Origin of the sequence: Arthrobacter sp. RCC_34 (assembly GCF_041360795.1) — a bacterium.
In the GTDB taxonomy this organism is placed as follows: domain Bacteria; phylum Actinomycetota; class Actinomycetes; order Actinomycetales; family Micrococcaceae; genus Arthrobacter_E.
In genome coordinates this window covers 1,059,149-1,083,569 of the sequence record NZ_JBFUPW010000001.1, presented here as the reverse complement: position 1 = coordinate 1,083,569, position 24,421 = coordinate 1,059,149, and the positions used below count along the sequence as shown (strand labels likewise).

The following is a 24,421-nucleotide window of genomic DNA, read 5'->3' as shown; positions in this document are numbered from 1 at the left end:
GCGTGCCGGACCAGAGGGAAATCTCCCATCAGGTCCTGGCTGTGCCTCTGCGCCGTCGGACCCTACGATAAGGGGCCGATAAAGGAGTCCGGGCGATTCCTCTTCAGGATCTTCCCGCAATACCCATGGGTTGGCGTTAGCACCGAAGGTCTAGCTTACGCTAGTCCTCACCCTCGCTGCAAATGAGGCTGGTCCACAGGGCGCCGAACGTGGTATGCCCCACGTGGCGCCTTTCCCGACATAAAAGTCTAGCGGATACCGGGCGCACTCCGCGGACCACGTCGGCGCGGCGCGTCAAAGAAGTCCACCTCGAAGCCGGAGGACACCGCGAACGCCTCCTGCATCCGGGCCCAGCGGGCCGGACCGGCCTGCCGGGCCGCCTGGGCGGTCCAGGCGATGGCCTGCCGAGTGGACTCGGCGAAGGCCGGATCCGAGTAGCTGCGGAGCCACACCGCGTAGGGGTGGCTGACCGGCGCACCCGCCTCCTCGAACTCACGGAACAGCGTGGCGCCCACTTCGGCGTAGAGCCAGTAGCAGGGCAGTACGGCGGCGACCAGGACGGCGTAGTCCCCCTCGGCGGCGCGGGCGAGCAGGTGGTCCACATACTGACGCGTCTCCGGACCGGGAGTCAGGCTGACCTCGCGGCCGACGAGCCATGTGCGGTGCAGCTCGGCCTCCACTTCCAGGCATTCGCGGGCGCCCTTGGCCCAGAAGGCCTGCTCGGCCTCCGTGGGGGCCAGCGTGCTCGCAGCGGCCAGCACGCGCGAGTACGCGTTGAGGTACAGGGCGTCCTGCGCCAGGTAGTAGGCGAAGTCCGCTTCCGCCAGACTTCCCGTTCCCAGCTGCTCGATGAAGGGCAGCGCATGGATCCGTTCCAGATCCGCTGCGGCGGCGGTCCATAGTTCCCCGGCGTAAGCCGCCTGGCTGCGGGCGCCCGCGAGGACCCCGTGGTGGAAGTGGTTCACCGGTCCGTGCCCATGGCCCACCTGGAGCTCGGACGAGGTCTTGATGGCCTCGAGAAGCCAGGCCTTCGCCTGGCGCACGGCATGCTCCGAGTCGTGCCCGGCGCCCAGCAGCGTCGCCACGGCGGAGGAGAGCGAGCAACCGGTCCCGTGAGTGTTCAGTGTCTCCACGCGAGGACCCTCGAACACTGTGACGTCAGAGACCGACCGGCCGCTCAGATCCACGAGCGCATCCCAGGCCGTCTCGCCCTCCAGATGACCACCCTTGACCAGCACGGACACCCCGTGGGCGGCGGCGAGGCGCTTGCCCTGTTCCAGGGCCGTCTCCCAGTCGACCGCAGGGCTCTCCCCCAGCAGCACGGCCAGTTCGGGGATGTTGGGGGTCACGACGTCGGCCAGGCCGAGCAGGCGCTCCAAGGCGGCCTCCGCTGCGGCATCCAGGAGCCGGTCCCCGCTGCTGGCCACCATGACCGGATCCAGGACCACGACCGGTGGCCGATGCTGTTCCAGCCACGAGCTGACGGTGTCGATGACCGCGGCATTGCCGAGCATGCCGATCTTCACGGCGTCGACGGTGATGTCGTCGCTGATCGCCTCGAGCTGCTGCGCCAGGAACTCCACGGGCGGGACGTGCACCCCTCGGACTCCCTGGGTGTTCTGGGCCGTCAGCGCCGTGATCGCCGCCATGCCGTAGCCGCCGTTGGCCGCGATGCTCTTGAGATCCGCCTGGATGCCGGCTCCCCCGCTCGGATCGGATCCGGCGATGCTGAGCACCCGCGGCCGGGGCGGAACCTCCGTCGGCAGGAGCGACGATGCGACGGGGACACGGGTCATGGCGGAACTCCAATCGGGGATGTGCCCCCAATGTAATACAGGAGGGGGCGCGGCATTCGCCACGCCCCCTCCTGTCAGGTGCTTCAGCGGTCACATGCCGTCCGCAGACGGTCTTCGACCACGTCCAGCCGTCCGAAGACGGCCGGACTCACAGCTCGGATGCGGGCACGCCGACACCGAGCACCAGCGGCTCCTCGCCGCTGGGACCCTTGTCCCGCGCCTGCCCGGCCTGCACGGACGCCCTGCGAACGGACCCGCTCTCCTGAGCCGCGGTCACCTCCACCTGCTGGACATCCGAGGCGCCGACGGCACTCTGAGCCCGGCGGGACGCACGAGGACGGCGCGCGGGACGTGAAGCCTGAGGGGCCTTGTCCTCGCGGGCCTCCGCGGCGGGAGCCGCCTGCTCCGCTGCCGGTTCCTGAGCCGGAGCGGCTTCCTGAGCCGGAGCCGCCGTCACGGGGGCCGACGGGCCGCCGATGCTGTCGAAGGCCGCTGCGAGGGCATCCAGGCTCAGCACGGGCGCCGGCTCCTGAACGGTCTCCTCAACCTGGCCCAGGGGCAGTTCGACCACTTCGCCGCCGATGGTCAGGACGGCCGCCGGACGATCCGTCTGGTCGTCCTCAGAGCCTTCGTGACCGTGTTCCCCATCGTGGGAATGCGCGGCGTGAGCCGCGGCAGCGATGTTGGCGAGCACCGCACGGGTGGCGGCGGCCTTCGCGGCCTTGTCCTCGTCGTCGTGCTCCGGAGCCGGCTGCTGCGCGGGAGTCTCCTCCACCGTCGCAGCGCTGGAACGTCCACGGCGGCGCTTGCGCTCCGATCGGGCGCTCGGCTGCTGCGGGGTCTCCGGACGCACGCCGTGCTGGTGCTCGAAGTGGCCGGTGGGACGGCGGGTGTCCAGGGGCTCGTCATGCGTGATGACGCCGCGGCCGGCACAGTGCTCACACTGCTCACCGAAGACCTCCAGGAGGCCGGTGCCCATCCGCTTGCGGGTCATCTGGACGAGACCCAGCGACGTCACCTCGGCCACCTGGTGCTTGGTCCGGTCACGGCCCAGGCACTCGACCAGGCGGCGGAGCACCAGGTCGCGGTTGGATTCGAGCACCATGTCGATGAAGTCGATCACGATGATGCCGCCGATGTCCCGCAGGCGGAGCTGGCGCACGACCTCCTCGGCCGCCTCCAGGTTGTTCTTGGTGACGGTCTCCTCCAGGTTTCCGCCACTGCCCGTGAACTTGCCGGTGTTGACGTCGACCACGGTCATGGCCTCGGTCCGGTCGATCACGAGCGAACCGCCGGACGGCAGGAAGACCTTGCGGTCCAGCGCCTTGTGGATCTGCTCGTCGATGCGCCACGCGGAGAAGATGTCCTTCGCGTCGGTCCACTTCTCCAGGCGGCCCACCAGATCCGGGGCCACGTACGTCACGTAGGCCTCGATGGTGTCCCACGCCTCCTCGCCGGAGACGATCAGCTTCGAGAAGTCCTCGTTGAAGACGTCACGGACCACCTTGATGGTCAGGTCCGGCTCGCCGTAGAGCAGCTCGGGGGCCAGGACCTTGGTGGAGCCGGTCTGGGACTCGATGGACTCCCAGAGGGCGCGGAGACGGTTGATGTCGTTGGTCAGCTCCTCCTCCGAGGCGCCTTCCGCCGCGGTGCGGACGATCACGCCGGCGTTCTCCGGCAGACGGTCCTTGAGGATGCGCTTGAGACGGTTGCGCTCGACGTCGGGCAGCTTGCGCGAGATGCCCGTCATGGAACCGCCCGGCACGTACACCAGGTAGCGGCCCGGGAGGGAGATCTGGCTCGTCAGGCGGGCGCCCTTGTGGCCGATCGGGTCCTTGCTGACCTGGACCAGCACGGAGTCGCCCGACTTCAGCGCATTCTCGATGCGGCGCGGCTTGCCCTCCAGCGACACGCTGTCCCAGTTGACCTCACCCGCGTACAGCACGGCGTTGCGGCCGCGCCCGATGTCGACGAAGGCGGCTTCCATGCTCGGCAGCACGTTCTGGACCTTGCCCAGGTACACGTTGCCGATCAGGGAGTCCTGCTGGGTCTTGGAGACGAAGTGCTCGGCGAGCACGCCGTCCTCGAGGACGGCGATCTGGATGCGGTCGTCCTTCTGGCGGACCACCATCTGGCGGTCCACGGACTCGCGGCGCGCCAGGAACTCGGCCTCGGTGATGACCTGGCGACGGCGGCCCGACTCACGGGACTCACGACGGCGCTGCTTCTTGGCCTCCAGGCGGGTGGAGCCCTTCACACTGGTGACCTTGTTGCTGACGGTCTCCGACGGCGTGCGCGGCGCGCGGACCCGGGTGACCGTGTTGGGCGGATCGTCGTCCAGGCCGCCGGTCAGTTCGAGGTCCTGATCGCCCCGGCGGCGACGACGACGGCGGCGCGACGTCACGCCGTCGCTCTCCTCCGTGTCCTCTTCGGCCGGCGACGCCTCCTCAGCGCCTTCGCCGCTGCGGCCACGCGAACGGCCGCGACGACGGCGGCGCGAGCGGCTGCCGGCGCCCTCGGTGGAGTCGTCCTCGTCCTCCTCATCCTCGCCGTCCTCGGTCTCCTCGCCTTCCGGGAAGGCCAGCGACAGATCAGGGGCGTGGAAGAGCACGGACGTCACATCTGCGGGGGCCAGGAAGAGGCCGGAGACCGAGGAGGTCTCCTCGGCCGACTCCTCAGTGACGGCGTCCGTGGAGGCCTCGACCGCGGCGGCAGGCTCCGCGGCTTTCTCGGCAGGGGCAGTCTCGGCAGGGGCAGTCTCCTCGGCGGGCACCGGCTCGGGGGCGACGATCCGCACGGCCTCGGCCGGCTCCGTGGCCTGCGCGGGGGCACCGGACTCCTGAGCGGACTCGGCCGGCTCGGTGACCTCGGCCTCGACCGCCTGCGGCGCCGCCTTGTACTTGCTCACCCGGCGACGGCGGACCGGCGCGGCCGTCTCCTCGGCTGCCGGAGCGGCGGGCTGCCGTTCGGCGGCGCGATCCGTGGCGGCCGCGGAGGCGTTCTGCGAACGGGCGTTTCGGCTCCGGGAATTCTGGGGGCGACCGCCTTCGGCGCGAGCACCCTTGGACCGGTCGGCCTGCTGGCGGCCACGCGACGACCGCGAGCCCTGGCTATTGGCGTCCTGCCGGCTCGTGTCCTGCTGGTTCGTGACCTGCGCCGGAGCCTCAGCGGCCACCGTCTCGGCCGCCACGTTCTCCACGGCCGGGGCGGCAGCGGCCTCAGGCTGCCGGGGCTCCGCGGCCGCGGCGTCGGCTGCCTTGCGGCGGCGAGCGGGCGCCTTACGGGTGGACGTCTTGGGAGCTTCAGCGGCCGGGGCTTCCACGACCGCCGGAGCCGTCTCGGCCTCGGCGCGGGGCTCCGGCGACGCGGTCGGAGCGGTGGCCTTGCGGGGCGCGCGTTTGCGGGCAGGCGCCTTCGCCGGCGCTTCAGTGCTCGCGGCGGCGGGCTCTGCTGCCGGTGCAGCCGGGGCGGACTCTTCCGCGACGGCGGCCTTCGCCCGGGACGGACGACGACGCGTGGTGGTCTTCGCGGGGGCTTCCCCGGCGTCAGCCGCGGGGGCTTCAGGTGCGGCCGGAGTCTCGGCCACCGGAGTCGGTGCGCCGGCAGGGGCGGACGCGATACGGCGTCGCGACCTGGCGGGCTTCTTCACCGCCTCCGTGGAGTTCTGTTCTGCGTTCGTTGCTTCCCCTGCGGGGAGATTTTCGGAATCCATGGTCAACATTCCCGCCCGACGGGAGCCCCCACACCCGGTCCCGCGCGAGGCGTTTCACGAAGTCAGCACCCTCGGGCACCGACGAAAGTCAGTAGGTACCCGGCGGCTGCGTGCCTCTGCACAACGCGAGGACTACGGCCGGCTCGGGCCAATGGAGCCTGGAACCCGCCGTAAGGACTACGGCCAGGTGCCACAGTGGCTTCAGGGCGCCTGGTTCCGGGGCGGGAAGCGACGAAGCATCCCTCCGGTGATCGGGCACCCGACGCATCACGTGGATCTTGCGGGCATCACACTGGGCCAGGGCTCCGGGTGTGGACCGGGCCCAGCCGTACCCATCATCCCACAAAAGCCCGAGAACGGGCTTTCCCGCACCGTGGCGCAGTGCTCGGAGTTTTTCCGGAGGTCCCATGGTTACAATCGGCGGCATACCGGTCTTATCGAAAGGACACGCCAGCGCATGAGTACCGCCGCGGGAGGCACTCCCACCCAGCACCAGGATGAGAAGGCGCTTCCCCTCATGACCCGGCACCGGCCTTTCGCGTGGCTCCTGCTCGTGACCGGCGTCGTCGGCTTCATCGCGTCATGGTGGCTCGTCATCGAGAAGCTGGAAGTGCTGCAGGACAAGAACCACGCCACCATCTGCGACATCAACCCGTGGATCTCCTGTGGCCAGGTCATGCAGACCGCGCAGAGCTCCGTGTTCGGATTCCCGAACATGTTCATCGGCATCGTGGCGTTCCCGGTCATCATCACGACCGCCATGGCTTTGCTTTCCGGCGCCCGTTTCGCACGCTGGTACTGGCTCGGCCTCCAGACGGGTGTGACCCTCGGCTTCGCGTTCGTCTGCTGGCTGTGGTCCCAGGCCCTCTACTCTATCGGCATCCTGTGCCCGTTCTGCATGATCGTCTGGGCCATGATGATCCCCATGTTCGTGTGGGTCACGGTGCGGAACATCGTCCACGGGGTCATCCCCGTCCCGGAGAAGTTCCGGAGGTCCGTGGGCGATTTCGCCTGGCCGCTCGTGGCGCTGCTCTACATCGGCGTGATCGCCTCGATCCTGATCCGCTTCAGCGGGGTCTTCTTCGGCTCCACCATGTGAGTCCCGGAGACAGCAATGCCGGTCCAGGAGAGTTCCTGGACCGGCATGGTGCTTTAAGGCCGACGTTCTCAGAACCAGATGGCGATCTCACGCTCGGCGGACTCGACCGAGTCGGAGCCGTGCACGAGGTTCTGCTGGACCGCGACACCCCAGTCGCGGCCGAAGTCGCCGCGGATGGTGCCCGGGGCGGCCGTGGTGGGGTCCGTGGTCCCGGCAAGAGAACGGAAGCCCTCGATCACGCGGTCGCCCTCGACGATGGCCGCCACGACCGGGCCGGACTGCATGAACTCGAGCAGCGGTTCGTAGAAGGGCTTGCCTTCGTGCTCCGCATAGTGCTGCTCCAGCAGCTCGCGGCCGGCGTCGAGCTTCTTCAAGGCGGCCAGGGTGTAGCCCTTGGCTTCGATGCGGGCCAGAATGGCCCCGGTCAGCTGCCGCTGGACGCCGTCAGGCTTGACGAGGACGAGGGTGCGCTCAATGCTCACTACTGCTCCCAAAAAGAGGTGGTTGGTTCCGTAACGATTCTAGGTTGTGGCCGGGCCGCCCGACGACGGCGGTTCAGGCCTCGTCCGGGTGCTCGGCTTCCCAGCGGGCCTGCTCGGCGGCGCGTTGACGCTGCTCCCGGTCGATCCGCCCGCCGGCCCGGAGTCCGTACCACCACGTGATGGCGAACAGGATGCCGATCACGAACATGGTGGATTCCAGGAAGCCCGTGAGGATCAGCAGCAGCTGGATGCCCCAGCCCAGGCCGTAGCCCCACTTCTTCTGCAGGAAAGCGCAGGAGAGCACCATGAGGACGGCCAGGCCGATGCCGACACCCAGGAGCACCGGGGCGATCGGCTCGCTTTTGCGGAGGCCGAAGACCACCAGCGCGGCGAAGAACATCACGAACGCTTCGAGCACCAGCACGGTCGAGGCGAACGTGACCTTGGTCGAGCGGGCCTTCTTCGGGGTCCCGGGACGCCATTCCCGCTGCGCGCGGGTCAGTTTCGCCATGCTCATGCCCCCTTGGCCTGGAGCAGGATGCGGGCCTCCGCCACCACGGTGATCGAACCGGTGATGAGGACCCCTCCGCTCAGGTCATCGTTCGCCTCGGAGCGGGCCACGGCCCATTCGATGGCGTCGTCGAGCTTCTCGGAGATGTGGACGTTCTCCTCGCCCCATCCCAGATCCACGGCCAGCTCAGCCAGCTCCGCGGCAGGGATGGCGCGCGGCGAGGTGGACTGGGTCAGGCAGATCTCCTCCGCCAGGTCGCCCAGGGACTCCTTGAGCTGGTTGAGGATCTCGGCGGCGTCCTTCTCCTGAAGGACGCCCAGAACCACGACGAGCTTGCTGAAGCTGAAGGACTCCTGGATCGCTTCGGCGGAGGCGCGGATGCCGTCCGGGTTGTGCGCCGCGTCCACGATGATGGTCGGAGCGGTGCGGACCACCTCGAGGCGACCGGGCGAGGTGACGTTGAGGAACGCCTCGCGCAGCACCCCGGGATCGAGCTCACGCTCTCCCCCGCCGAAGAACGCCTCCAGCGCGGCCACGGCCACAGCCGCGTTCTCCGCCTGGTGGGCGCCGTGCAGCGGGAGGAAGACCTCGTCGTAGCGGCCGGCCAGGCCCTGGATGTCGAGCATCTGCCCGCCGACGGCCACGGCGCGGGATTCCACACCGAACTCGACGCCTTCGAAACGGAACGGCACGCCCACTTCCTGGGCCTTCTCCAGGAGCACCTGAGCCGCGTCCCGCGGCTGGACGGCGCTGACCAGGAAACCGCCGGGCTTGATGATCCCGGCCTTCTCCACGGCGATCTCGCCCGTGGTGTCACCCAGCAGATCGGTGTGGTCCAGGGAGATCGGGGTCACCACGGAGACCGCGCCGTCGCCCACATTGGTGGCGTCGGTGATGCCGCCCAGGCCCACCTCGATGACCGCGACGTCCACGGGCTGGTCTGCGAAGACCGCGTAGCCCAGGATGGTCAGGCACTCGAAGTACGTCAGGCGCGGCTGATCATCCGCTTCCAGCTCGGCGTCGACGATCGCGAGGTACGGACGGATCTCATCCCAGATCCGCACGAACGTCTCGTCGCTGACCGGCTCACCGTTGATGCTGATGCGCTCGGTCACCTTGGACAGGTGCGGGCTGGTGTACCGGCCGGTGCTGAGCCCGTGGGCGATCAGGCCCTGCTCGATCATGCGGGCCGTGCTGGTCTTCCCATTGGTCCCGGTGATGTGGATGATGGGGCACGCCTTGTTCGGCTCGCCCAGCACCTCCATCGCCCGGAACAGCGGGGCCAGGCGCGGCTCCATCTTGTTCTCCGGAGCACGCCCCAGCAGTTCGGCGTAAACGCTCTCCACCGAGAATTCGTCGCTCATGCTTCCACCTTCTCCACGATCACGGTCGGCTCATCTGCGGTCGCCAGGTCGAGCTCCAGGCTCAGGGTCTCACCCTTGACCAGTTCGCGGTGCGCCTCGAGGGCGTCCACGGTCGCCAGATCGGCGCCGATGCGGGTGCGGATCCGGTCGGAGACCTCGAGCCCGGCGTCCTTGCGGGCCTGCTGGATGGCGCGGACCATGTCACGGGCCACGCCTTCGGCCTCCAGCTCCGGCGTCACCTCGGTGTTGAGCACCACGAAGCCACCGCCGGGCAGGACCGCGGCGGCGCGGGAGCCCGCGTCCTCCGACTCGGCCACCACGGTCTCCAGGGCGTACTCGTGCGGCTCGAGGGCGAGCCCGCCCGCGGTCACCACGCCGTCGTCGCCCACGGACCAATCGCCCGACTTGCTCGCCTTGATGGCCAGCTGGACGTTCTTGCCGAGGCGCGGGCCGGCGGCACGGGCGTTGACCACGAGCTTCTGCTCGATGCCGAACTCCTCCGGGGAGGCCGATTCGGCATCCAGGACGCGGACCTTGCGGACGTTCAGCTCATCGGCGACGACGCCGGCGAAGGCCTCCAGAGACGCTCCACCGGGCGCCACGACGGTCAGCTCCTGCAGCGGCAGGCGCACGCGCAGCTTGGCGGCCTTCCGCAGCGAGGATCCCGTGGAGCAGATCTGCTGCACACGGTCCATGGCCGCGACCAGCTCTTCGTCCTGCGGGAACAGCGCGGCGTCCGGGTAGTCCGTGAGGTGCACGGACCGGCCGCCGGTGAGGCCGCGCCAGATCTCTTCCGCCACGAGGGGCAGGAGCGGCGCGGCGGCGCGAGTCACGGTCTCGAGGGCCGTGTAGAGGGCGTCGAAGGCATCCGTGTTCTCGTCGAAGAAGCGCTGGCGGCTGCGGCGCACGTACCAGTTGGTGAGCATGTCCAGGTACTCGCGCAGGGCGTCGCACGCATCGGAGATGTCGTACGAGTCCAGCGATTCCCGGACGGTCGTCACCAAGGCGCCGGTGTTGGCGAGAAGGTAACGGTCCAGCTCGTCGCTGTAGCCGTCGTAGCGGAGCTTCGCCTCGTAGCCCTGTCCGCCGTTCGCAGTGTTGGTGTAGAGCGAGAAGAAGCTGTACACGTTCCACAGCGGGAGCAGCACCTGGCGCACGCCGTCGCGGATGCCCTGCTCGGTGACCACCAGGTTGCCACCGCGCAGGATCGGGCTGGACATGAGGAACCAGCGCATGGCGTCGGAACCGTCGCGATCAAGGACCTCGGACACGTCCGGATAGTTGCGCAGGCTCTTGGACATCTTCTGCCCGTCGGAGCCCAGCACGATGCCATGGCTGATGACGTTGCGGAACGCCGGGCGGTCGAAGAGCGCGGTGGACAGGATGTGCAGCATGTAGAACCAGCCGCGGGTCTGCCCGATGTACTCGACGATGAAGTCCGCCGGGTTATGGGTGTTGAACCACTCTTCGTTCTCGAACGGGTAGTGCACCTGGCCGTACGGCATCGAGCCGGAGTCGAACCAGACGTCGAGCACGTCCTCCACGCGGCGCAGTGTTCCGCCGCAGCCTTCGTGGACGCGCGTCAGCTCGTCGATGAAGGGACGGTGCAGATCGGTCTCGCCCTGGTGGTTGACGGGCAGCCGGCCGAAAGCCGCCTGCATCTCGGCCAGGGAGCCGTAGACCTCGCGGTGCTCGCACTCCTCGCCATCGCATTCCCAGACCGGGATGGGGCTGCCCCAGAAGCGGTTGCGGGAGATCGACCAGTCGCGGGCGTTCTCGAGCCACTTGCCGAACTGGCCGTCCTTGACGTTGCCCGGGATCCAGTTGATCTCCTGGTTGAGCTCGACCATGCGCTCCTTGAAGGTCGTCACGGAGACGTACCAGGAGGACACGGCGCGGTAGATCAGGGGGTTGCGGCAGCGCCAGCAGTGCGGGTAGCTGTGCTCGTAGCTCGCCTGGCGGACCAGACGGCCCTGAGCCTTGAGATGCTGCGTGATCGGCTTGTTGGCTTCGAAGACCTGCAACCCGGCGATGTCGGCCAGCTCACCGTGCTTGAACAGCGGCAGGAACTTGGCGCCCTCGTCCACGGACAGCACGACGGGGATCCCGGCTGCTTCACAGACCTTCTGGTCGTCCTCACCGTAGGCGGGAGCCTGGTGGACCAGACCGGTGCCGTCGGTGGTGGTGACGTAGTCGGCCACGAGGATGCGCCAGGCGTTCTCGGTGCCGTACTTCTCGGCGTCGGCGAAGTCGTCCCAGAGGCGCTGGTAGCCGATGCCCTCGAGCTGGGCGCCCGCGTAGGTGGCGGTGACCGCCTCGGCGGCGGCAGCGGCGTCGTCGTATCCCAGGTCCTTGGCGTAGCCGGCCAGGAGGTCCTGGGCGATCAGGAAACGGGAGCCCTCGGGGACGTCGGAGGCCTTGACGCCGTTCGGACCCATCGGCACGACGGCGTACTGGATCTCCGGCCCGACCGCGAGAGCGGCGTTCGTGGGCAGCGTCCAGGGGGTGGTGGTCCAGGCGAGGGCGAGGACACCTTCGAGGTCGCGGGACAGCGGGTTCTCCCCCGCGATGAGCGGGAAGGTGACGGTGACGGTCTGGTCCTGGCGGTTCTTGTAGACGTCGTCATCCATGCGGAGTTCATGGTTGGACAGCGGCGTCTCGTCCTTCCAGCAGTACGGGAGGACGCGGTAGCCGTTGTACGTCAGGCCCATCTCGTGGAGCTGCTTGAAGGCCCAGATGACGGACTCCATGTACTCGACGTTGAGCGTCTTGTAGTCGTGCTCGAAGTCGACCCAGCGGGCCTGAGCGCGGACATAGTCCTTCCACTCGTCCGCGTACTTCATCACGGAGGCGCGGCAGGCGTCGTTGAACTTGTCGATGCCCATGGCGGCGATCTGGGTCTTGTCGGTCATGCCCAGCTGCTTCATGGCCTCCAGCTCGGCGGGCAGGCCGTGCGTGTCCCAGCCGAAGCGGCGCTCCACGCGCTTGCCGCGCTGCGTCTGGTAGCGGCCGACGAGGTCCTTGGCATAACCGGTGAGGAGGTGGCCGTAGTGCGGCAGGCCGTTGGCGAAGGGAGGACCGTCGTAGAAGACGAACTCGTTGCTGCCATCGACTCCGGCGTCCCGCTGGTCGATACTGGCCTGGAAGGTGCCGTCCTCATCCCAGTACTTGAGGATCCGCTTCTCGATCTCGGGGAAGCGGACGGAGGCGGAGACGGTGCGGTCCTCGCTGGAGGAGACCTTGGGGTAGATGGTCACTGTGGCATCCTGGCGTTTCGCTGCGTGTCGGCGCGCTGTGCCCGCAGGGGCACGGTGCGACTGCGCGAGGACGCTTCCCTGCCGCTGGGGACAGGTGGCGCGGTACCACCCCGCTTGCCGTCCTCCCGCTGCTGCGGAGGGACGACCGCTCATTGGTGCGCTGTGACGGGCACGACCGTCCGGTTCTACTCTCCCGCTGCTCCTGGCGCACGACGCCGCCGGGACGGGATTTCTTCCGGAAGCTCACCGGTGATGGCCGGGTCGAAGCTTTGTGTCCAGTTTAGCGGATACCGCAAGGTGGCGTGGGCCCGGCGAAGTGGACGCGCATCCCGTCCTTAGTTGGTTCCGAGCGGGCCGCGCAGAAGCTTATGGGCCGCAGGCTGGGCCACGGGCCGGATGGTCACGTGAGCGAGGTTCACGTGATGCGGAGCCTGAACGGCATAGGCGATGACGTCCGCGACATCCTCGGCCACCAGAGGTTCCTCCACCCCCGCGTAGACCTTCGCGGCGGCCTCGGCGTCGCCCAGCCGGCGGAGGGCGAACTCCTCGGTCTGCACCAGACCGGGCGCGATCTCGATGACACGGATGTTGTGCTCGGCTTCCTCCAGGCGCAGTGCGTCGTTGAGCGCGGCCTGGCCGAACTTGGCGGCGTTGTACCCGGCACCGCCTTCGTAGGCGACATGGCCGGCAGTGGAAGTGACGTTGAGGACCGTGCCGCGTCCGTGAGCGCGCAGCAGGGGAAGGAACGCTTTCGTGAGCTTGAGGGTGCCCAGGACGTTGACCCGGTACATCCATTCCCAGTCGTCGGTGTCGGCGTCCGCCACCCGGTCCGCGCCGCGAGCGCCCCCGGCGACGTTGATCAGGGTGTCGATGCCGCCGTCGGCGGTCACGGTCTCGACCAGACGCGCGACGTCGGCGTCCTCGCTGATGTCCGCCGCGAGCGGGACGACGCCGGTCTCCTGGGCAAGTGCCTCCAGGCGGTCCGCGCGGCGTGCGACGGCGTAAACCTTCCAGCCCTCCGCACTCAGCCGGCGGGCCGTGGCCTCGCCGATGCCGGTGCTGGCTCCCGTGACGAGAGCGATTCGAGGGGGCTGGGAGTTCTGGAGCGTCATGGCACCACTTTAACCGGCGTCGGGAAGCACCGTGTCACAGCAGCCTTCGCTCCGGAGCTCCCGCAGCGGAACCAGGCCCATCGGGGGCCGGAGATGACGGAGGCGGAAGGGCAACTCCCCCTCCGCCTCCGTCCGTTCCTCAGGCCCTCGCAAGGCCCCTGACAGCCACCCGGACAGTCGCCGTCACGCGTCATGTCGAGCGCTCCCCTGGTCAGGCTGCTGTGCAGGTGTCTCCTGCGCTCCGGCCGTCACGGGGAGACCGCCCTGTCGGCCGTCCACGGGAGCGATCACCGAGTACACGGAGGAATCACCCTGCAGCGATTGGCTGGCGGTTCCATCGACTCCCACCGGAACGTCACCGGCGATCGTGACGCGGTTGAGCCGGCGCGGCTGGGAATCGTAGTTGTCCGGCGCGTAGTGCTGGGTGATGCGGTTGTCGAAGAGAACCAGTTGATTGGGTTCCCAGTTCACGCGGACGACGTTCTCCGGCCGAGTGACGTACGCCTGGAGCAGGCGCAGGATGTCCCGGGACTCGGTGTTGGACAGACCGACGATCCGGAGTCGCTGGGCGAAGCCGCCGATGAAGAGACCATGCTCGCCGGTCAGCGGATGGACGCGGACCACGGGATGCGCGGTCTCGAAGTGGACCCGGGTGAACTCCTTACGCCGTTCCTCCGCGGTCGCGTGCTCCAGGTTCTTGGGGACGGAGTAGTCGTAGTCGTTCGTGTGGATCGCCCAGAGGGTGTTCGCGAAGCGGCGCAGTTCCTCGGGCAGGTCACGGTAGGCGCCCTCGGTGGTCGCGATCAGTGTCTCTCCGCCGTAGGCCGGCACCTCGATGCTGCGGAGGGTGGAAGCCTGGGGCGGGTTCAGCACGAACGTGACGTCGGTGTGCCAGGTGTTGGCAGAGCCGTTCTCGCTGTCCACGGGTAGGACGTTCTCCTCCCCTTCCACGGACGCGACGGTCGGATGCGCCTTGGTCAGCGGGCCGAAGTGACTGGCGAACCGGACCTGGTCCTCATCGGTGAGGATGTTCGCTTCACGGAAGACCAGGGCCTTGTGCCGGTTGAGGGCCTCGCGGATCTGGGTCACGGTTGCCGGGTCCAGCTCCCCACTGAGGTCCAGCCCTCGGATCTCGGCCCCGATGCGGGCGCTGAGCGGAGTGAATTCAAGTTTGGTGGCGGCGATGGTGCTCATCACGTGCCGTCCTTTCGGTCGTCTTTCTGGAAGGTCAGCGGACCCGCCGCGGGGCAGGCCGTACCCCCGTGTCTACCGGGGTTTCGGGCCTGACGAAAGGTCCGCCGACTTCCAGCTCAACCGTGCGACGTGGCGCTTAAACGGGCGACATCAGAGGTCACCCCCGGCACGCTCGTGTGACCCGGTATGAGCTTCCGTGACCCCTGAATCCGGGCCCGGGAAGAGTGTGAGTTTTCCTCCGGGATGGCCTGTCGACAGGAAGCGGTGAGCCGCCGGGGCCTCCGACAACGGGTAGCTGCGGCTCAGCGGAACCCTCAGCAGACCCCGGCCTGCGAGCGTCACCAGATCCTCGCGCGCCGCGTCCCGGAATGCCGCGCTCTCGGGCTTGGTGCCGGCGAGCGCCTGGAACCCGTTTTCCTCGGCCCGGCGTGATGCGGCGACAGTGACGATGCGCTGTCGGTCAGCGACGAGAGACAACGACACCTCGACGGCTTCATCGGTCCCTGCGGCATCCAGAGCTGCATCGACTCCGCCGCGCTTGAGGGAACGGACCGCCTCCTCGACCCGCTCCTGCAACCCAGGCCCGTAGAGGACCGGGATCCCGCCGAACCCTCGAACCTCCTCCGCCCGGGCTTCACTCGCCGTGCCGATCACGGTGATGCCCCGCAGCGCCGCGAGCTGAAGGACGATGGAACCGACAGCGCCGGACGCCCCGTGCAGCAGAAGGGTCTCGCCGGCGGTGGCGCCGACCGCGTGGAGCATCTCCGCCGCAGTGGTTCCCGCCAGCAGGAGATTCGCGGCCTCCTCGACATCGAGCGACGGCGAACGGTGCAGGACCTTCTCGGCCGACACGGTGAGCTCCGTGGCATAGCCGCCACGGACCCGGAAGGCGAGCACCTCGTCGCCCACCATGACGGGGCCGGTCACAGCCGTCGCACCGGGACCCACCGCCACGACGGTGCCGGCGACCTCATAGCCGATGGCGACCGGCAGCTGCTGACCCGCGCGCGGCGCCGCGACATGCTTGGCATCGGCCGGGTTGACCCCCGCGGCCCGCACGGCGATCGTCACCTCTCCGAGCCCAGGTGCCGTAGGAGAGTATTCGAGGAACTCCCATCCGTCGGGGCTTCCCCATTCCGACGCGATCCAGTGCCATGCCATGAGTTCTCCTTCTTTCGAATGCCAACTGTTTGAATACCGGCCTATTCCGGCCCGTTGCTGTTCCTGTCGAGCCGGTCCTTCGAAAAACCCACTCACGCCGAAAAACGTGCCCACCCCCGGCTTTCGTTCGACGCTACTCCTGCGCTTCAGAGGGAACACCCCTCTCTCACCCAGCGAACACTGCTCCCGGCGACAACCCTGCCCACCCCACGGAGGCCCAGGATTACAGTGGACGGATGCTGCCCTCCCCCACGTCACGCCTCCGCTTCCGTGAAATGACCCCCTCGGACCTCGACGCGATGGCCCGCCTCCTCGGTGATCCCACGGTGATGGAGTTCTACCCTCGCCCGAAGACCAGGCCCGAGGCGCTGGCGTGGATCGAATGGAACCAGCGGAACTACCGCGAGCTCGGTCACGGACTCTGGGTCGTGGAGGACCACGACGGCACCTTCATCGGGGACTGCGGTCTCACATGGCAGCGGGTCAATGGCCTGCCCCGCCTCGAAGTGGGCTACCACGTCGTGCCGGAGTTCCAGCGCCGGGGTCTGGCCACGGAGGCTGCCCAGGTGTGCCGGGATTTCGCGCGGGACGTGCTCGAAGCTCAGGAACTCGTCGCGATCATCCACCCTGAGAACCGGGCATCCCGGCGGGTGGCGGAGAAACTCGGCATGAGGCAGGGCCCGGATGATCACGGGGATGCTGGAGCTCTCGAGGGCACCGGGCCGATCCGGACCGTCATGGCCATGGATTTTCCTCCGCCTCGTCCGTGAGGTCCTCTGGATCCAAGGGGTGCGGTGGCGGGATGCGGTCGGCGCCGGACGGATGTCACTCCACGTGTTCCAGCAGATAGGCGCGCAGCACCTGGGCGTGATTGATCTCGCGGTCCTTCGCCGCGTAAAGCAATTCGACGTCCCGGCCCTCCCTCACGAGTCCGATCACGTGGTCCACCGGAACCGGGTGCTCATCGAGTTCCTCCCGGTACAGCGTGGTGAACTCCTCGAAGCGGGAGGCCATGTGCGCGAACTCCGTTCGGAGCGGGCCGGAGGGGGCGATGTCCTTGAGCCACTCGTCCAGCGCGGCTTTCTCCTTGCTCACCCCGCGTGGCCAGAGCCGGTCCACGAGGATGCGGTACCGGCCTTCGACGGGCTCGTCGTAGATCCGGGCGGTGGTCAATTGTCCAAGCTGCTGATTCGTCATGGTTCATGCTAGGCACCGCGGTTCCATGTCGACCCGAGTGAAGGTCTCTATGTGGACAACCGGCCGGGCCACGCCCTGTGGTGTTCCGTAGACGGGCTGGGCAGAGAGAGTGACCCGGTCAGGTCACGGTCACGGTGAAGGTCATCCGCTGGCCGTTGAGTTCATAGCGGTCGCTGAGCTCACGCCGGACCCGGAACTCGTAGATGACGGTCGCCGTCCCCGTGGAGACCGCGGTGAAAGTCTCGACCTGTTCCGAAGCACCTCCGACAGGCCGAGGCTCGGCGGGCGGCTCTTTCGGGACATCGGCGAGATGCGATCCCGGGCCTTCGACGCGCACCCAGTGGTATCCGACAGACGAATTGGTCATGCCGAGATCGATGATCACTCGGCCACCCACCGGGACGGTCGCGGCGGTGTGGTCCTTGTCCAGACGGAACTCCGGCGCTGCGCACGCGCTGGCGGTGAAGGCCAGCCAGACTCCCGGAATCGACACCAGCACCGCACGACGGCTCATCGATGCCCCTGGCACACTTCTTCTGCTCCCCCGATGACCGGCCATGGTCGGAGTGTACCCGCAAGGCGTGCGCCGGCCCGGTTACAGTGGCACCGTGAACTCTTCCGGTGCCGGCCGCTACGCCCCGTCCCCCAGCGGTGACCTGCATCTGGGCAACCTCCGCACCGCCTTGCTGGCCTGGCTCTTCGCCCGCAGCACGAACCGCCGTTTCCTTTTGCGGGTGGAAGATCTGGACAGGGTCCGGGCCCGCGCCGAAGAGTCGCAGCTCCGAGACCTCGAGGCCGTGGGCGTGGCCTGGGACGAACCCGCGGTCCGCCAGTCCGAACGCGGAGGGCTCCACGACGCCGCCCTCGAAACGCTGATCCGCGACGGGCGGACCTTCGAATGTTTCTGCACCCGCCGCGACATCGCCGAGGCGACGTCCGCGGCGCACGGCGCGATTCCCCTCTACCCCGGGACCTGCCGGAACCTCAGCGATGCCGAACGCGAGGAACGGCGCCGTGAACGCCCTGCCGCGCTGCGCTTCCGGTCCGGGGGCGGCACGGAACGCTTCACCGACGCCCTGGCGGGCGACTACGTGGGTCCCGTGGACGACGTGGTCCTGCGCAGGAACGACGGAGCCGTCGCCTACAACCTGGCGGTCGTGGTCGACGACGCCGACCAGGGCGTGGACCAGGTGGTGCGCGGTGACGATCTCCTCGCCTCCACGCCCACCCAGATCCGGCTGGCGCGCACCCTGGGCCACGCGCCGCCGTCGTACGCCCATGTGCCGCTCGTCCTCGGGCCGGAAGGCAAGAGACTGGCCAAGCGCGACGGCGCGGTGACGCTCAGCGATCTGGCCGCGGCAGGCTGGGACGCGGCGGAGGTCCGCGACGCGCTGTTGCAATCGCTGGGTCTGCCCGGGGGCGGGCTGGAGAACGCCCTGGCGGCCTTCGACCCCGAACGGCTCCCCCGCGAACCCTGGGTGTTCCGCGGCACACTGGGCCGCGGAACACCCGGCTGAGGACCGCCGCGCGCACCAGGCATGAAAGAATTGCTCTCATGACTGATGCGACGCAGGGTACAGACACGCCCGAAGCCACCACCGTTCCCGACAAGCCGGCCCTCGAGGGCCTGGAAGCCAAGCTCACCGAGCGGTGGCTGGCCGAGGGGACCTACAAGTTCCAGCAGGACACCACCCGGGGTGAGGTCTACTCGATCGACACTCCCCCTCCCACCGCTTCCGGCTCGCTGCACGTGGGCCACATGTTCTCCTTCACCCAGACCGACGTTCTCGCGCGCTACCAGCGCATGCAGGGCAAGAACGTCTTCTACCCGATGGGCTGGGACGACAACGGTCTGCCCACCGAGCGCCGCGTCCAGAACTACTACGGCGTCCGCTGCGATCCGGCCATCCCCTACCAGGAGGGCTACCAGCCCCCGGCCGAGCCGGCGAAGAACCAGCGTGACTGGGACGTCGTGTCCCGCCGCAACTTCATCGAGCTGTGCGAGCGCCTGGCCGTCGAGGATGAGAAGGTCTTCGAGCACCTGTTCAAGACCCTCGGACTCTCCGTGGACTGGGACATGACCTACCGCACCATCGATGACGCCTCCCGTGCGGTCTCCCAGCGCGCCTTCCTGGCGAACCACGCGGCCGGGGACGCCTACCTGGCCGAGGCCCCGACCCTCTGGGACGTGACCTTCCGGACCGCCGTGGCCCAAGCCGAGCTCGAGGACCGCGAAGTCGCCGGCGCGTACCACCGGTACCCGTTCTTCACCGAGGACGGCGAGAAGATCTTCATCGAGACCACGCGTCCCGAGCTGCTCGCCGCGTGCGCCGCGCTCGTGGCGAACCCGGACGACGAGCGCTACCAGCCGCTCTTCGGCAAGAAGGTCACGTCGCCGCTCTTCGGCGTCGAGGTCGAGGTCAAGGCCCACCCGCTGGCCAAGGCCGACAAGGGCTCCGGCATCGCCATGGTCTGCACCTTCGGTGACCTGACCGACGTCACCTGGTGGCGCGAGCTGCAGCTGCCCACCCGCGCGATCATCGGCCGCGACGGCCGCATCCTCGCCGAGACCCCCGAGTGGATCACCACCGACGCCGGCCGTGAAGCCTACGAGCGGATCGCCGGCAAGACCGCGTTCTCCGCGAAGGAGGCCGTGGTCGAGATGCTGCGCGAGCAGGACCTCCTGGACGGCGAGCCGAAGAAGATCATGCACGCCGTGAACTTCTTCGAGAAGGGCGACAAGCCCCTCGAAGTGGTCACGAGCCGCCAGTGGTACATCCGCAACGGCGGCCGCGACGAGGACCGTCGCGAGCGCCTCATCGCGCGTGGCCGGGAGATCGACTTCCACCCGGCGTTCATGCGGTCCCGCTACGAGAACTGGATCGAAGGCCTCAACGGTGACTGGCTGGTCTCCCGCCAGCGCTTCTTCGGCGTGCCCGTGCCGGTCTGGTACGGCCTCGACGCCGAGGGCAACCCGGACTACGAGAACCCGATCGTCCCCGCCGACGAGATGCTTCCCGTGGACCCCGCCGCCGACGTGGCCCCCGGTTACACCGAGGACCAGCGCGGCGTGCCCGGCGGCTTCATCGGCGACGCCGACGTCCTGGACACCTGGGCCACCTCCGCGCTGACCCCGCAGATCGTGGGCGGCTGGAGCCGTGACGAGGACCTCTTCGCCAAGGTGTTCCCGTTCGACCTCCGCCCGCAAGGCCACGACATCATCCGCACCTGGCTGTTCTCCTCGGTGGTCCGCGCGGACGCCCTGCAGAACGTGGCGCCGTGGAAGCACGCGGCCATCTCCGGGTGGATCCTGGACCCGGACCGCAAGAAGATGTCCAAGTCCAAGGGCAATGTGGTGGTCCCGACCGCCGTCCTCGAGGAATTCGGTTCGGACGCCGTCCGCTACTGGGCCTCCTCCGCCAAGCTCGGCGCGGACACCGCGTACGAGATCGCCCAGATGAAGATCGGCCGCCGCCTGGCCATCAAGCTGCTCAACGCGTCCAAGTTCGTCCTGAACCTCGGCGCCACGGAGGCCTCGGTGCTGACGGCCGACAGCGCGGTGCTGACGAACGCCCTGGACCGCGGGCTGCTGACCCAGCTCGCCGAAGTGGTCCGCCAGGCCACGGACGCCTTCGAGAAGTACGACTACGCCCGTGCCTTGCAGGTGACCGAGTCCTTCTTCTGGCAGTTCACGGACGACTACGTCGAACTCATCAAGGACCGCGCCTACGGCGCTCAGGGCGAGGAAGGACAGGCGTCGGTCCTGGCCGCACTGGCGACCACGCTGGATGCCCTGCTGCGCCTCTTCGCACCGTTCCTTCCGTTCGCCACCGAAGAGGTGTGGAGCTGGTGGCGCACCGGGTCCGTGCACCGCGCCGCCTGGCCGGCGCCGCTGGAGGGCATCGACGGCGACGTCGCGCTGCTCGCCACGGTCGGCGAAGCTCTCTCGGGTCTCCGCAAGGCGAAGTCCGAGGCGAAGGTCAAGCAGCGCACCGAGGTCCTGCAGGCGACGGTCTCCGGCCCCGCCGCGCGGATCGCGCAGCTCGAGGCCGGCCTCGCCGATCTGAAGGCCGCAGCGAACGCCCGCGAGGTCTCCCTGGTGGAGGCCGACGGCGAGCTCACGGTGAGCGACGTCGAGCTGGCTCCGGCCGAGGCGCCGGCGCAGGCTTGAGTCAGACGCTCGGCTGGTCGCGGCACAGGGTGCCGCGACGCCGAAGGGGTGGTCCCGGATCTTCCGGGGCCACCCCTTCGGCGTTGTGCTAGGGTTGCTTCACATTCAGGCGTTCCGACCGCCTGCTCGAGACGCTGAAGGAGGTGTGACCATGACTGTCACGTTCCCCGTCGCCATGCCCGGCGACGCTTCGACACTCCACACCTCCCTCGTCTCCGCCTGAGCCGCACTCTGACCCGCGCCGTCCGCGCTCCGTCCCTCCGGGACGCACCGAACCGCGCCGGAATCTGCGGCAGGAGACCTCCACGAAAGAGTCTCCACTGTGACTTCTTCACTGCACGAAACCTTTGAATCCCCACTGCTCCGCGCCCACGGCTGGGATCCGGAATGGCAGGACACGTTCTCCGGGCTCGCCGAGCCCGGAACTCTCCCGGCCCGGGTGCTCCGGGCCGAACGCGGCCTCTGCGAGGTCATCACAGCCCACGGACCGGACCGGGTCCAGCTCCTCGGCTCCACCGGACCCGATCACGGCATCTGGCCGACCACGGGAGACTGGATCTCCATGGTCCCGGGCACGAGCTCGACGGCTGCCCACCTGGGTTCCGTCCTGCCGCGGCGGACGCTGCTGGCCCGGGCGACGGCGGGAGGCAGCTCCCAGGAACAGGCCCTCGCCGCGAACGTCGACACCGTCGTGGTGACGGTGTCCCTGGCGAGCCCGCTCCGCCACTCCCGCACGGAGCGGCTCCTCGCCCTCGCCTGGGCATCAGGGGCCACGCCCGTCGTCGCGCTGACGAAAGCCGACACGCATCCGGATCCGGAAGCGGCACTAGAGGAACTGGGACCTGTGGCCCTCGGTGTCCGAGTGGTCGCCACGAGCGCCGAGACCGAGGAGGGCGTGGAGGAACTCCGCGCTGCGATCAGCGGCACCGTGGCCCTGATCGGACCGTCCGGAGCCGGGAAGTCCAGCCTGGGCAACCGCCTGCTGGGCGCCGAGCTTCTGGCCACGGGCGACGTCCGCGCCGTCGATGGCAAGGGGCGCCACACCACCGCCTGGCGGGAGCTGCTGCTGATGCCCGACGGCGGGGTGCTCCTGGACACCCCCGGGCTGCGCTCGGCGGGCGTCACCGGATCCGAAGAGGGAGTCAGTGACGCCTTTTCCGACCTGGAGGAACTGTCCGCACGGTGCCGATTCTCGGACTGCGCCCACACGAGCGAACCAGGGTGCGCCGTCCAGGAGGCGATCGCAGAAGGCACTCTCACGGAGCGCAGACTGCAGAGTTACCGGAAACTCCAGCGGGAGGCGGAACGCATGGCGGCCCGGACGGATGCGAGGCTGCGCTCCGAACGGCTGGCCCAGATGAAGTCGATGGCTCATCAGCACCGGGCCTTCGCGAAGGAACGGGGGCTTTCGAAGAATCGCGACCGTCGCCGCTGAGGTGGCGGGCCCGGAGCCGTCTCGCTCCGGACAAAGGGGAAGCCCCATCGGCGTGTTGCCGTCGGTGGGGCTTCGACTTTCGGCTGCCTGGTGACGGACCGGCAGTCTGGCGGAATCCTCGGATCTTCAGGTCTTCCCGCCTCGTCACTGGCGGCGAGTTCCCGACTTCGCCGATGGCTGCGTCAGGAGTCCCTCATCTCTGAATCTCTGGCTTCCGCGTCCTCTCCTTGCGGAGTGGTACTCACCATTGTGAACCTGTCCCCGGGGCGGGACAAGACCTCCGGAAGAACTACTCCGATGTGATTCCGCATCATCGGTTTCCGTCCGCGTGCGGCACGCATACCGAGCGGCCGGGACGCCTGCCGGGCGCGGTATGGCGCGGTGTGGCACAGTAGTGGCATGCCGGAACTGCCAGAGATCACAGGGCTGCGGGCCTTCCTGGACGACAAGCTGCGAGGGGCCGTCGTGGACTCCGTGCGGATCACCTCCTTCGCCGTGCTCAAGACGGCGGATCCCCCGTACTCAGCGTTGGAGGGGCGGACCGTCACCGGCGTCGCACGACACGGGAAGTTCCTGGATCTCGACGTCGAAGGGATCCACTTCGTCTTCCATCTGGCCAAGGCGGGCTGGCTCCGCTTCACCGAGAACCCCTCGGCCAAGCCGCTCCGGCCAGGGTCCGGTCCGATCGCCGCGCGGCTCTCCTTCACGGTGCCACCTCGCGACGGTCAGGCGGCAGCCCAACTCGGCTTCGACCTCACGGAGGCGGGCACCCGCAAGAGTCTGGCGGTGTACGTGGTCCGCGACCCACAAGAAGTGCCGGGTGTCGCCACCCTGGGGCCGGATCCACTCGACCCCGGCTTCACGCAGGACGCGCTGGACGGCATCATCGAGGGCAGCTCGCAGCAGATCAAGGGGCTGCTGCGGAACCAGGCCGTGATCGCGGGCATCGGCAATGCCTACAGCGATGAGATCCTGCACGCCGCGAAGATCTCCCCGTTCGCGATCGCCAAGTCCCTGGACGAGGACGAGCGCACCCGCATCTTCGCCGCCGTCGAGCAGGTTCTCGGCGAGGCCGTTGCCTCCGCCTCGGGTAAGCCGCCGGAGCAGCTCAAGGACGCCAAACGGGGCGGAATGCGCGTCCACGGCCGGGCAGGCCAGACGTGCCCGGTGTGCGGTGACACGGTCCGCGAAGTCTCCTTCGCCGATCGGGCACTGCAGTACTGCCCCACCTGCCAGACGCACGGGAAGATCCTTGCGGACCGCCGGACCTCACGGTTCCTGAAATAGCGTCAGGGCACGGGATCAGTCGAATGCAGGGCTTTCGGTCCTGCTCCGCTTGAGCTCGAAGAAGTGCGGGTAGGCGCCGAGGGTGACGGCGGCATCCCAGATGCGGCCTGCTTCCTCACCGCGCGGGATCCGGGTCATCACCGGGCCGAAGAAGGCCGTGCCGTTGAAGGCCACCACAGGGGTCCCGACGTCCTGGCCCACGCGGGAGATCCCGTCCTCGTGAGAGGCACGGAGCGCCTCATCGTAAGCATCGCTCTCGCCGGCCTCGGCCAGTTCTGCCGGGAGACCCACCTCGGCCAGTGCCTTGGCGACGACGGCCGGGTAGTCCTTGTTGCCGTTGTTGTGGATCTCGGCGCCCATGGCGTCGTACAGCGGCTTGATGTACTGCTCACCGTGCTGCTGGGCGGCCGCGATGATCACCCGGACCGGGCCCCAGGCCTGGTCCATGAGGGCCCGGTAGTTCTCCGGGAGGTCACGGCCTTCGTTCAGCACCGAGAGACTCATGACGTGCCACTGGACCGTGATGGGCCGGACTTCTTCCACCTCGCCGATCCAGCGACTGGTCACCCAGGCGAAGGGGCATACGGGATCGAACCAGAAATCGGCGCGCTGCTGTTCCACTGGAAATGCTCTCCTTGCTGTG

Annotated in this window: 18 protein-coding genes; 6 read left to right on the top strand and 12 right to left on the bottom strand. The window is 68.5% G+C overall.

Annotation, left to right across the window (positions count from 1 at the left end):
* Nucleotides 1–248: 248 nt before the first annotated feature.
* Complete coding sequence (gene thiD / locus AB6732_RS05095) at nucleotides 249–1,796, bottom strand: bifunctional hydroxymethylpyrimidine kinase/phosphomethylpyrimidine kinase (protein WP_370958853.1); 1,548 nt, start codon at nucleotides 1,794–1,796, stop codon at nucleotides 249–251.
* A gap of 148 nt (nucleotides 1,797–1,944) precedes the next feature.
* Entirely contained in the window at nucleotides 1,945–5,508 is a 3,564-nt protein-coding gene (locus tag AB6732_RS05090; RefSeq protein ID WP_370958851.1) for an Rne/Rng family ribonuclease, read from the bottom strand.
* Between the two features lie 457 nt (nucleotides 5,509–5,965).
* On the opposite strand from AB6732_RS05090, the gene AB6732_RS05085 reads away from it, so the two are divergent.
* Nucleotides 5,966–6,607, top strand: coding sequence for a vitamin K epoxide reductase family protein (locus tag AB6732_RS05085; RefSeq protein WP_370958849.1), 642 nt, complete (start codon nucleotides 5,966–5,968; stop codon nucleotides 6,605–6,607).
* A 68-nt stretch (nucleotides 6,608–6,675) separates the two neighbouring features.
* Here the strand turns inward: AB6732_RS05085 and ndk are convergent, their stop codons facing one another.
* The 7 genes from ndk to AB6732_RS05050 form a co-directional block, all read right to left on the bottom strand.
* Entirely contained in the window at nucleotides 6,676–7,089 is a 414-nt protein-coding gene (gene ndk / locus AB6732_RS05080) for a nucleoside-diphosphate kinase (RefSeq protein WP_107002925.1), read from the bottom strand.
* 73 nt (nucleotides 7,090–7,162) lie between these two features.
* Entirely contained in the window at nucleotides 7,163–7,600 is a 438-nt protein-coding gene (locus tag AB6732_RS05075) for a DUF4233 domain-containing protein (protein WP_370959597.1), read from the bottom strand.
* A 2-nt stretch (nucleotides 7,601–7,602) separates the two neighbouring features.
* On the bottom strand, nucleotides 7,603–8,964 hold the full coding sequence (locus AB6732_RS05070) for a folylpolyglutamate synthase/dihydrofolate synthase family protein (RefSeq protein WP_370958846.1): 1,362 nt from the start codon (nucleotides 8,962–8,964) through the stop codon (nucleotides 7,603–7,605).
* On the bottom strand, nucleotides 8,961–12,221 hold the full coding sequence (gene ileS / locus AB6732_RS05065) for an isoleucine--tRNA ligase (protein WP_370958844.1): 3,261 nt from the start codon (nucleotides 12,219–12,221) through the stop codon (nucleotides 8,961–8,963). Before ileS ends, AB6732_RS05070 begins: the two co-directional genes overlap by 4 nt.
* A gap of 335 nt (nucleotides 12,222–12,556) precedes the next feature.
* Nucleotides 12,557–13,333 carry an SDR family oxidoreductase gene (locus AB6732_RS05060; RefSeq protein WP_370958842.1) on the bottom strand — a complete coding sequence of 259 codons (777 nt, stop codon included), beginning with the start codon at nucleotides 13,331–13,333 and terminating at the stop codon, nucleotides 12,557–12,559.
* Between the two features lie 183 nt (nucleotides 13,334–13,516).
* Nucleotides 13,517–14,527, bottom strand: coding sequence for a TauD/TfdA dioxygenase family protein (locus tag AB6732_RS05055; RefSeq protein WP_370958840.1), 1,011 nt, complete (start codon nucleotides 14,525–14,527; stop codon nucleotides 13,517–13,519).
* Between the two features lie 150 nt (nucleotides 14,528–14,677).
* Nucleotides 14,678–15,688, bottom strand: coding sequence for an NADP-dependent oxidoreductase (locus tag AB6732_RS05050; RefSeq protein WP_370958838.1), 1,011 nt, complete (start codon nucleotides 15,686–15,688; stop codon nucleotides 14,678–14,680).
* Nucleotides 15,689–15,924: 236 nt separating this feature from the next.
* On the opposite strand from AB6732_RS05050, the gene AB6732_RS05045 reads away from it, so the two are divergent.
* Nucleotides 15,925–16,458, top strand: a complete 534-nt coding sequence (locus tag AB6732_RS05045; RefSeq protein ID WP_370958836.1) for a GNAT family N-acetyltransferase — start codon at nucleotides 15,925–15,927, stop codon at nucleotides 16,456–16,458.
* A 55-nt stretch (nucleotides 16,459–16,513) separates the two neighbouring features.
* Here AB6732_RS05045 and AB6732_RS05040 read toward each other — a convergent pair whose 3' ends face one another.
* Together AB6732_RS05040 and AB6732_RS05035 are read right to left on the bottom strand one after the other, a co-directional pair.
* Nucleotides 16,514–16,885: a DUF488 domain-containing protein gene (locus tag AB6732_RS05040; protein ID WP_370958834.1), complete on the bottom strand. Its 372-nt coding sequence runs from the start codon at nucleotides 16,883–16,885 to the stop codon at nucleotides 16,514–16,516.
* A 118-nt stretch (nucleotides 16,886–17,003) separates the two neighbouring features.
* Nucleotides 17,004–17,399: a protease inhibitor I42 family protein gene (locus AB6732_RS05035; RefSeq protein WP_370958832.1), complete on the bottom strand. Its 396-nt coding sequence runs from the start codon at nucleotides 17,397–17,399 to the stop codon at nucleotides 17,004–17,006.
* Nucleotides 17,400–17,493: 94 nt separating this feature from the next.
* Here AB6732_RS05035 and gluQRS point away from each other — a divergent pair, with 94 nt between their 5' ends.
* The 4 genes from gluQRS to AB6732_RS05015 all read left to right on the top strand — a co-directional run bounded on the left by gluQRS (nucleotide 17,494) and on the right by AB6732_RS05015 (nucleotide 23,778).
* On the top strand, nucleotides 17,494–18,402 hold the full coding sequence (gene gluQRS / locus AB6732_RS05030; RefSeq protein ID WP_370958830.1) for a tRNA glutamyl-Q(34) synthetase GluQRS: 909 nt from the start codon (nucleotides 17,494–17,496) through the stop codon (nucleotides 18,400–18,402).
* A 38-nt stretch (nucleotides 18,403–18,440) separates the two neighbouring features.
* Complete coding sequence (gene valS / locus AB6732_RS05025; protein ID WP_370958828.1) at nucleotides 18,441–21,056, top strand: valine--tRNA ligase; 2,616 nt, start codon at nucleotides 18,441–18,443, stop codon at nucleotides 21,054–21,056.
* 322 nt (nucleotides 21,057–21,378) lie between these two features.
* Nucleotides 21,379–22,491 carry a ribosome small subunit-dependent GTPase A gene (gene rsgA, locus AB6732_RS05020; protein ID WP_370958826.1) on the top strand — a complete coding sequence of 371 codons (1,113 nt, stop codon included), beginning with the start codon at nucleotides 21,379–21,381 and terminating at the stop codon, nucleotides 22,489–22,491.
* A 399-nt stretch (nucleotides 22,492–22,890) separates the two neighbouring features.
* Nucleotides 22,891–23,778 (top strand): Fpg/Nei family DNA glycosylase, encoded by an 888-nt coding sequence (locus tag AB6732_RS05015; RefSeq protein ID WP_370958824.1) that lies wholly within the window; start codon nucleotides 22,891–22,893, stop codon nucleotides 23,776–23,778.
* A 15-nt stretch (nucleotides 23,779–23,793) separates the two neighbouring features.
* Here the strand turns inward: AB6732_RS05015 and AB6732_RS05010 are convergent, their stop codons facing one another.
* Nucleotides 23,794–24,399, bottom strand: a complete 606-nt coding sequence (locus AB6732_RS05010; RefSeq protein ID WP_370958822.1) for a DsbA family protein — start codon at nucleotides 24,397–24,399, stop codon at nucleotides 23,794–23,796.
* Nucleotides 24,400–24,421: the final 22 nt, after the last annotated feature.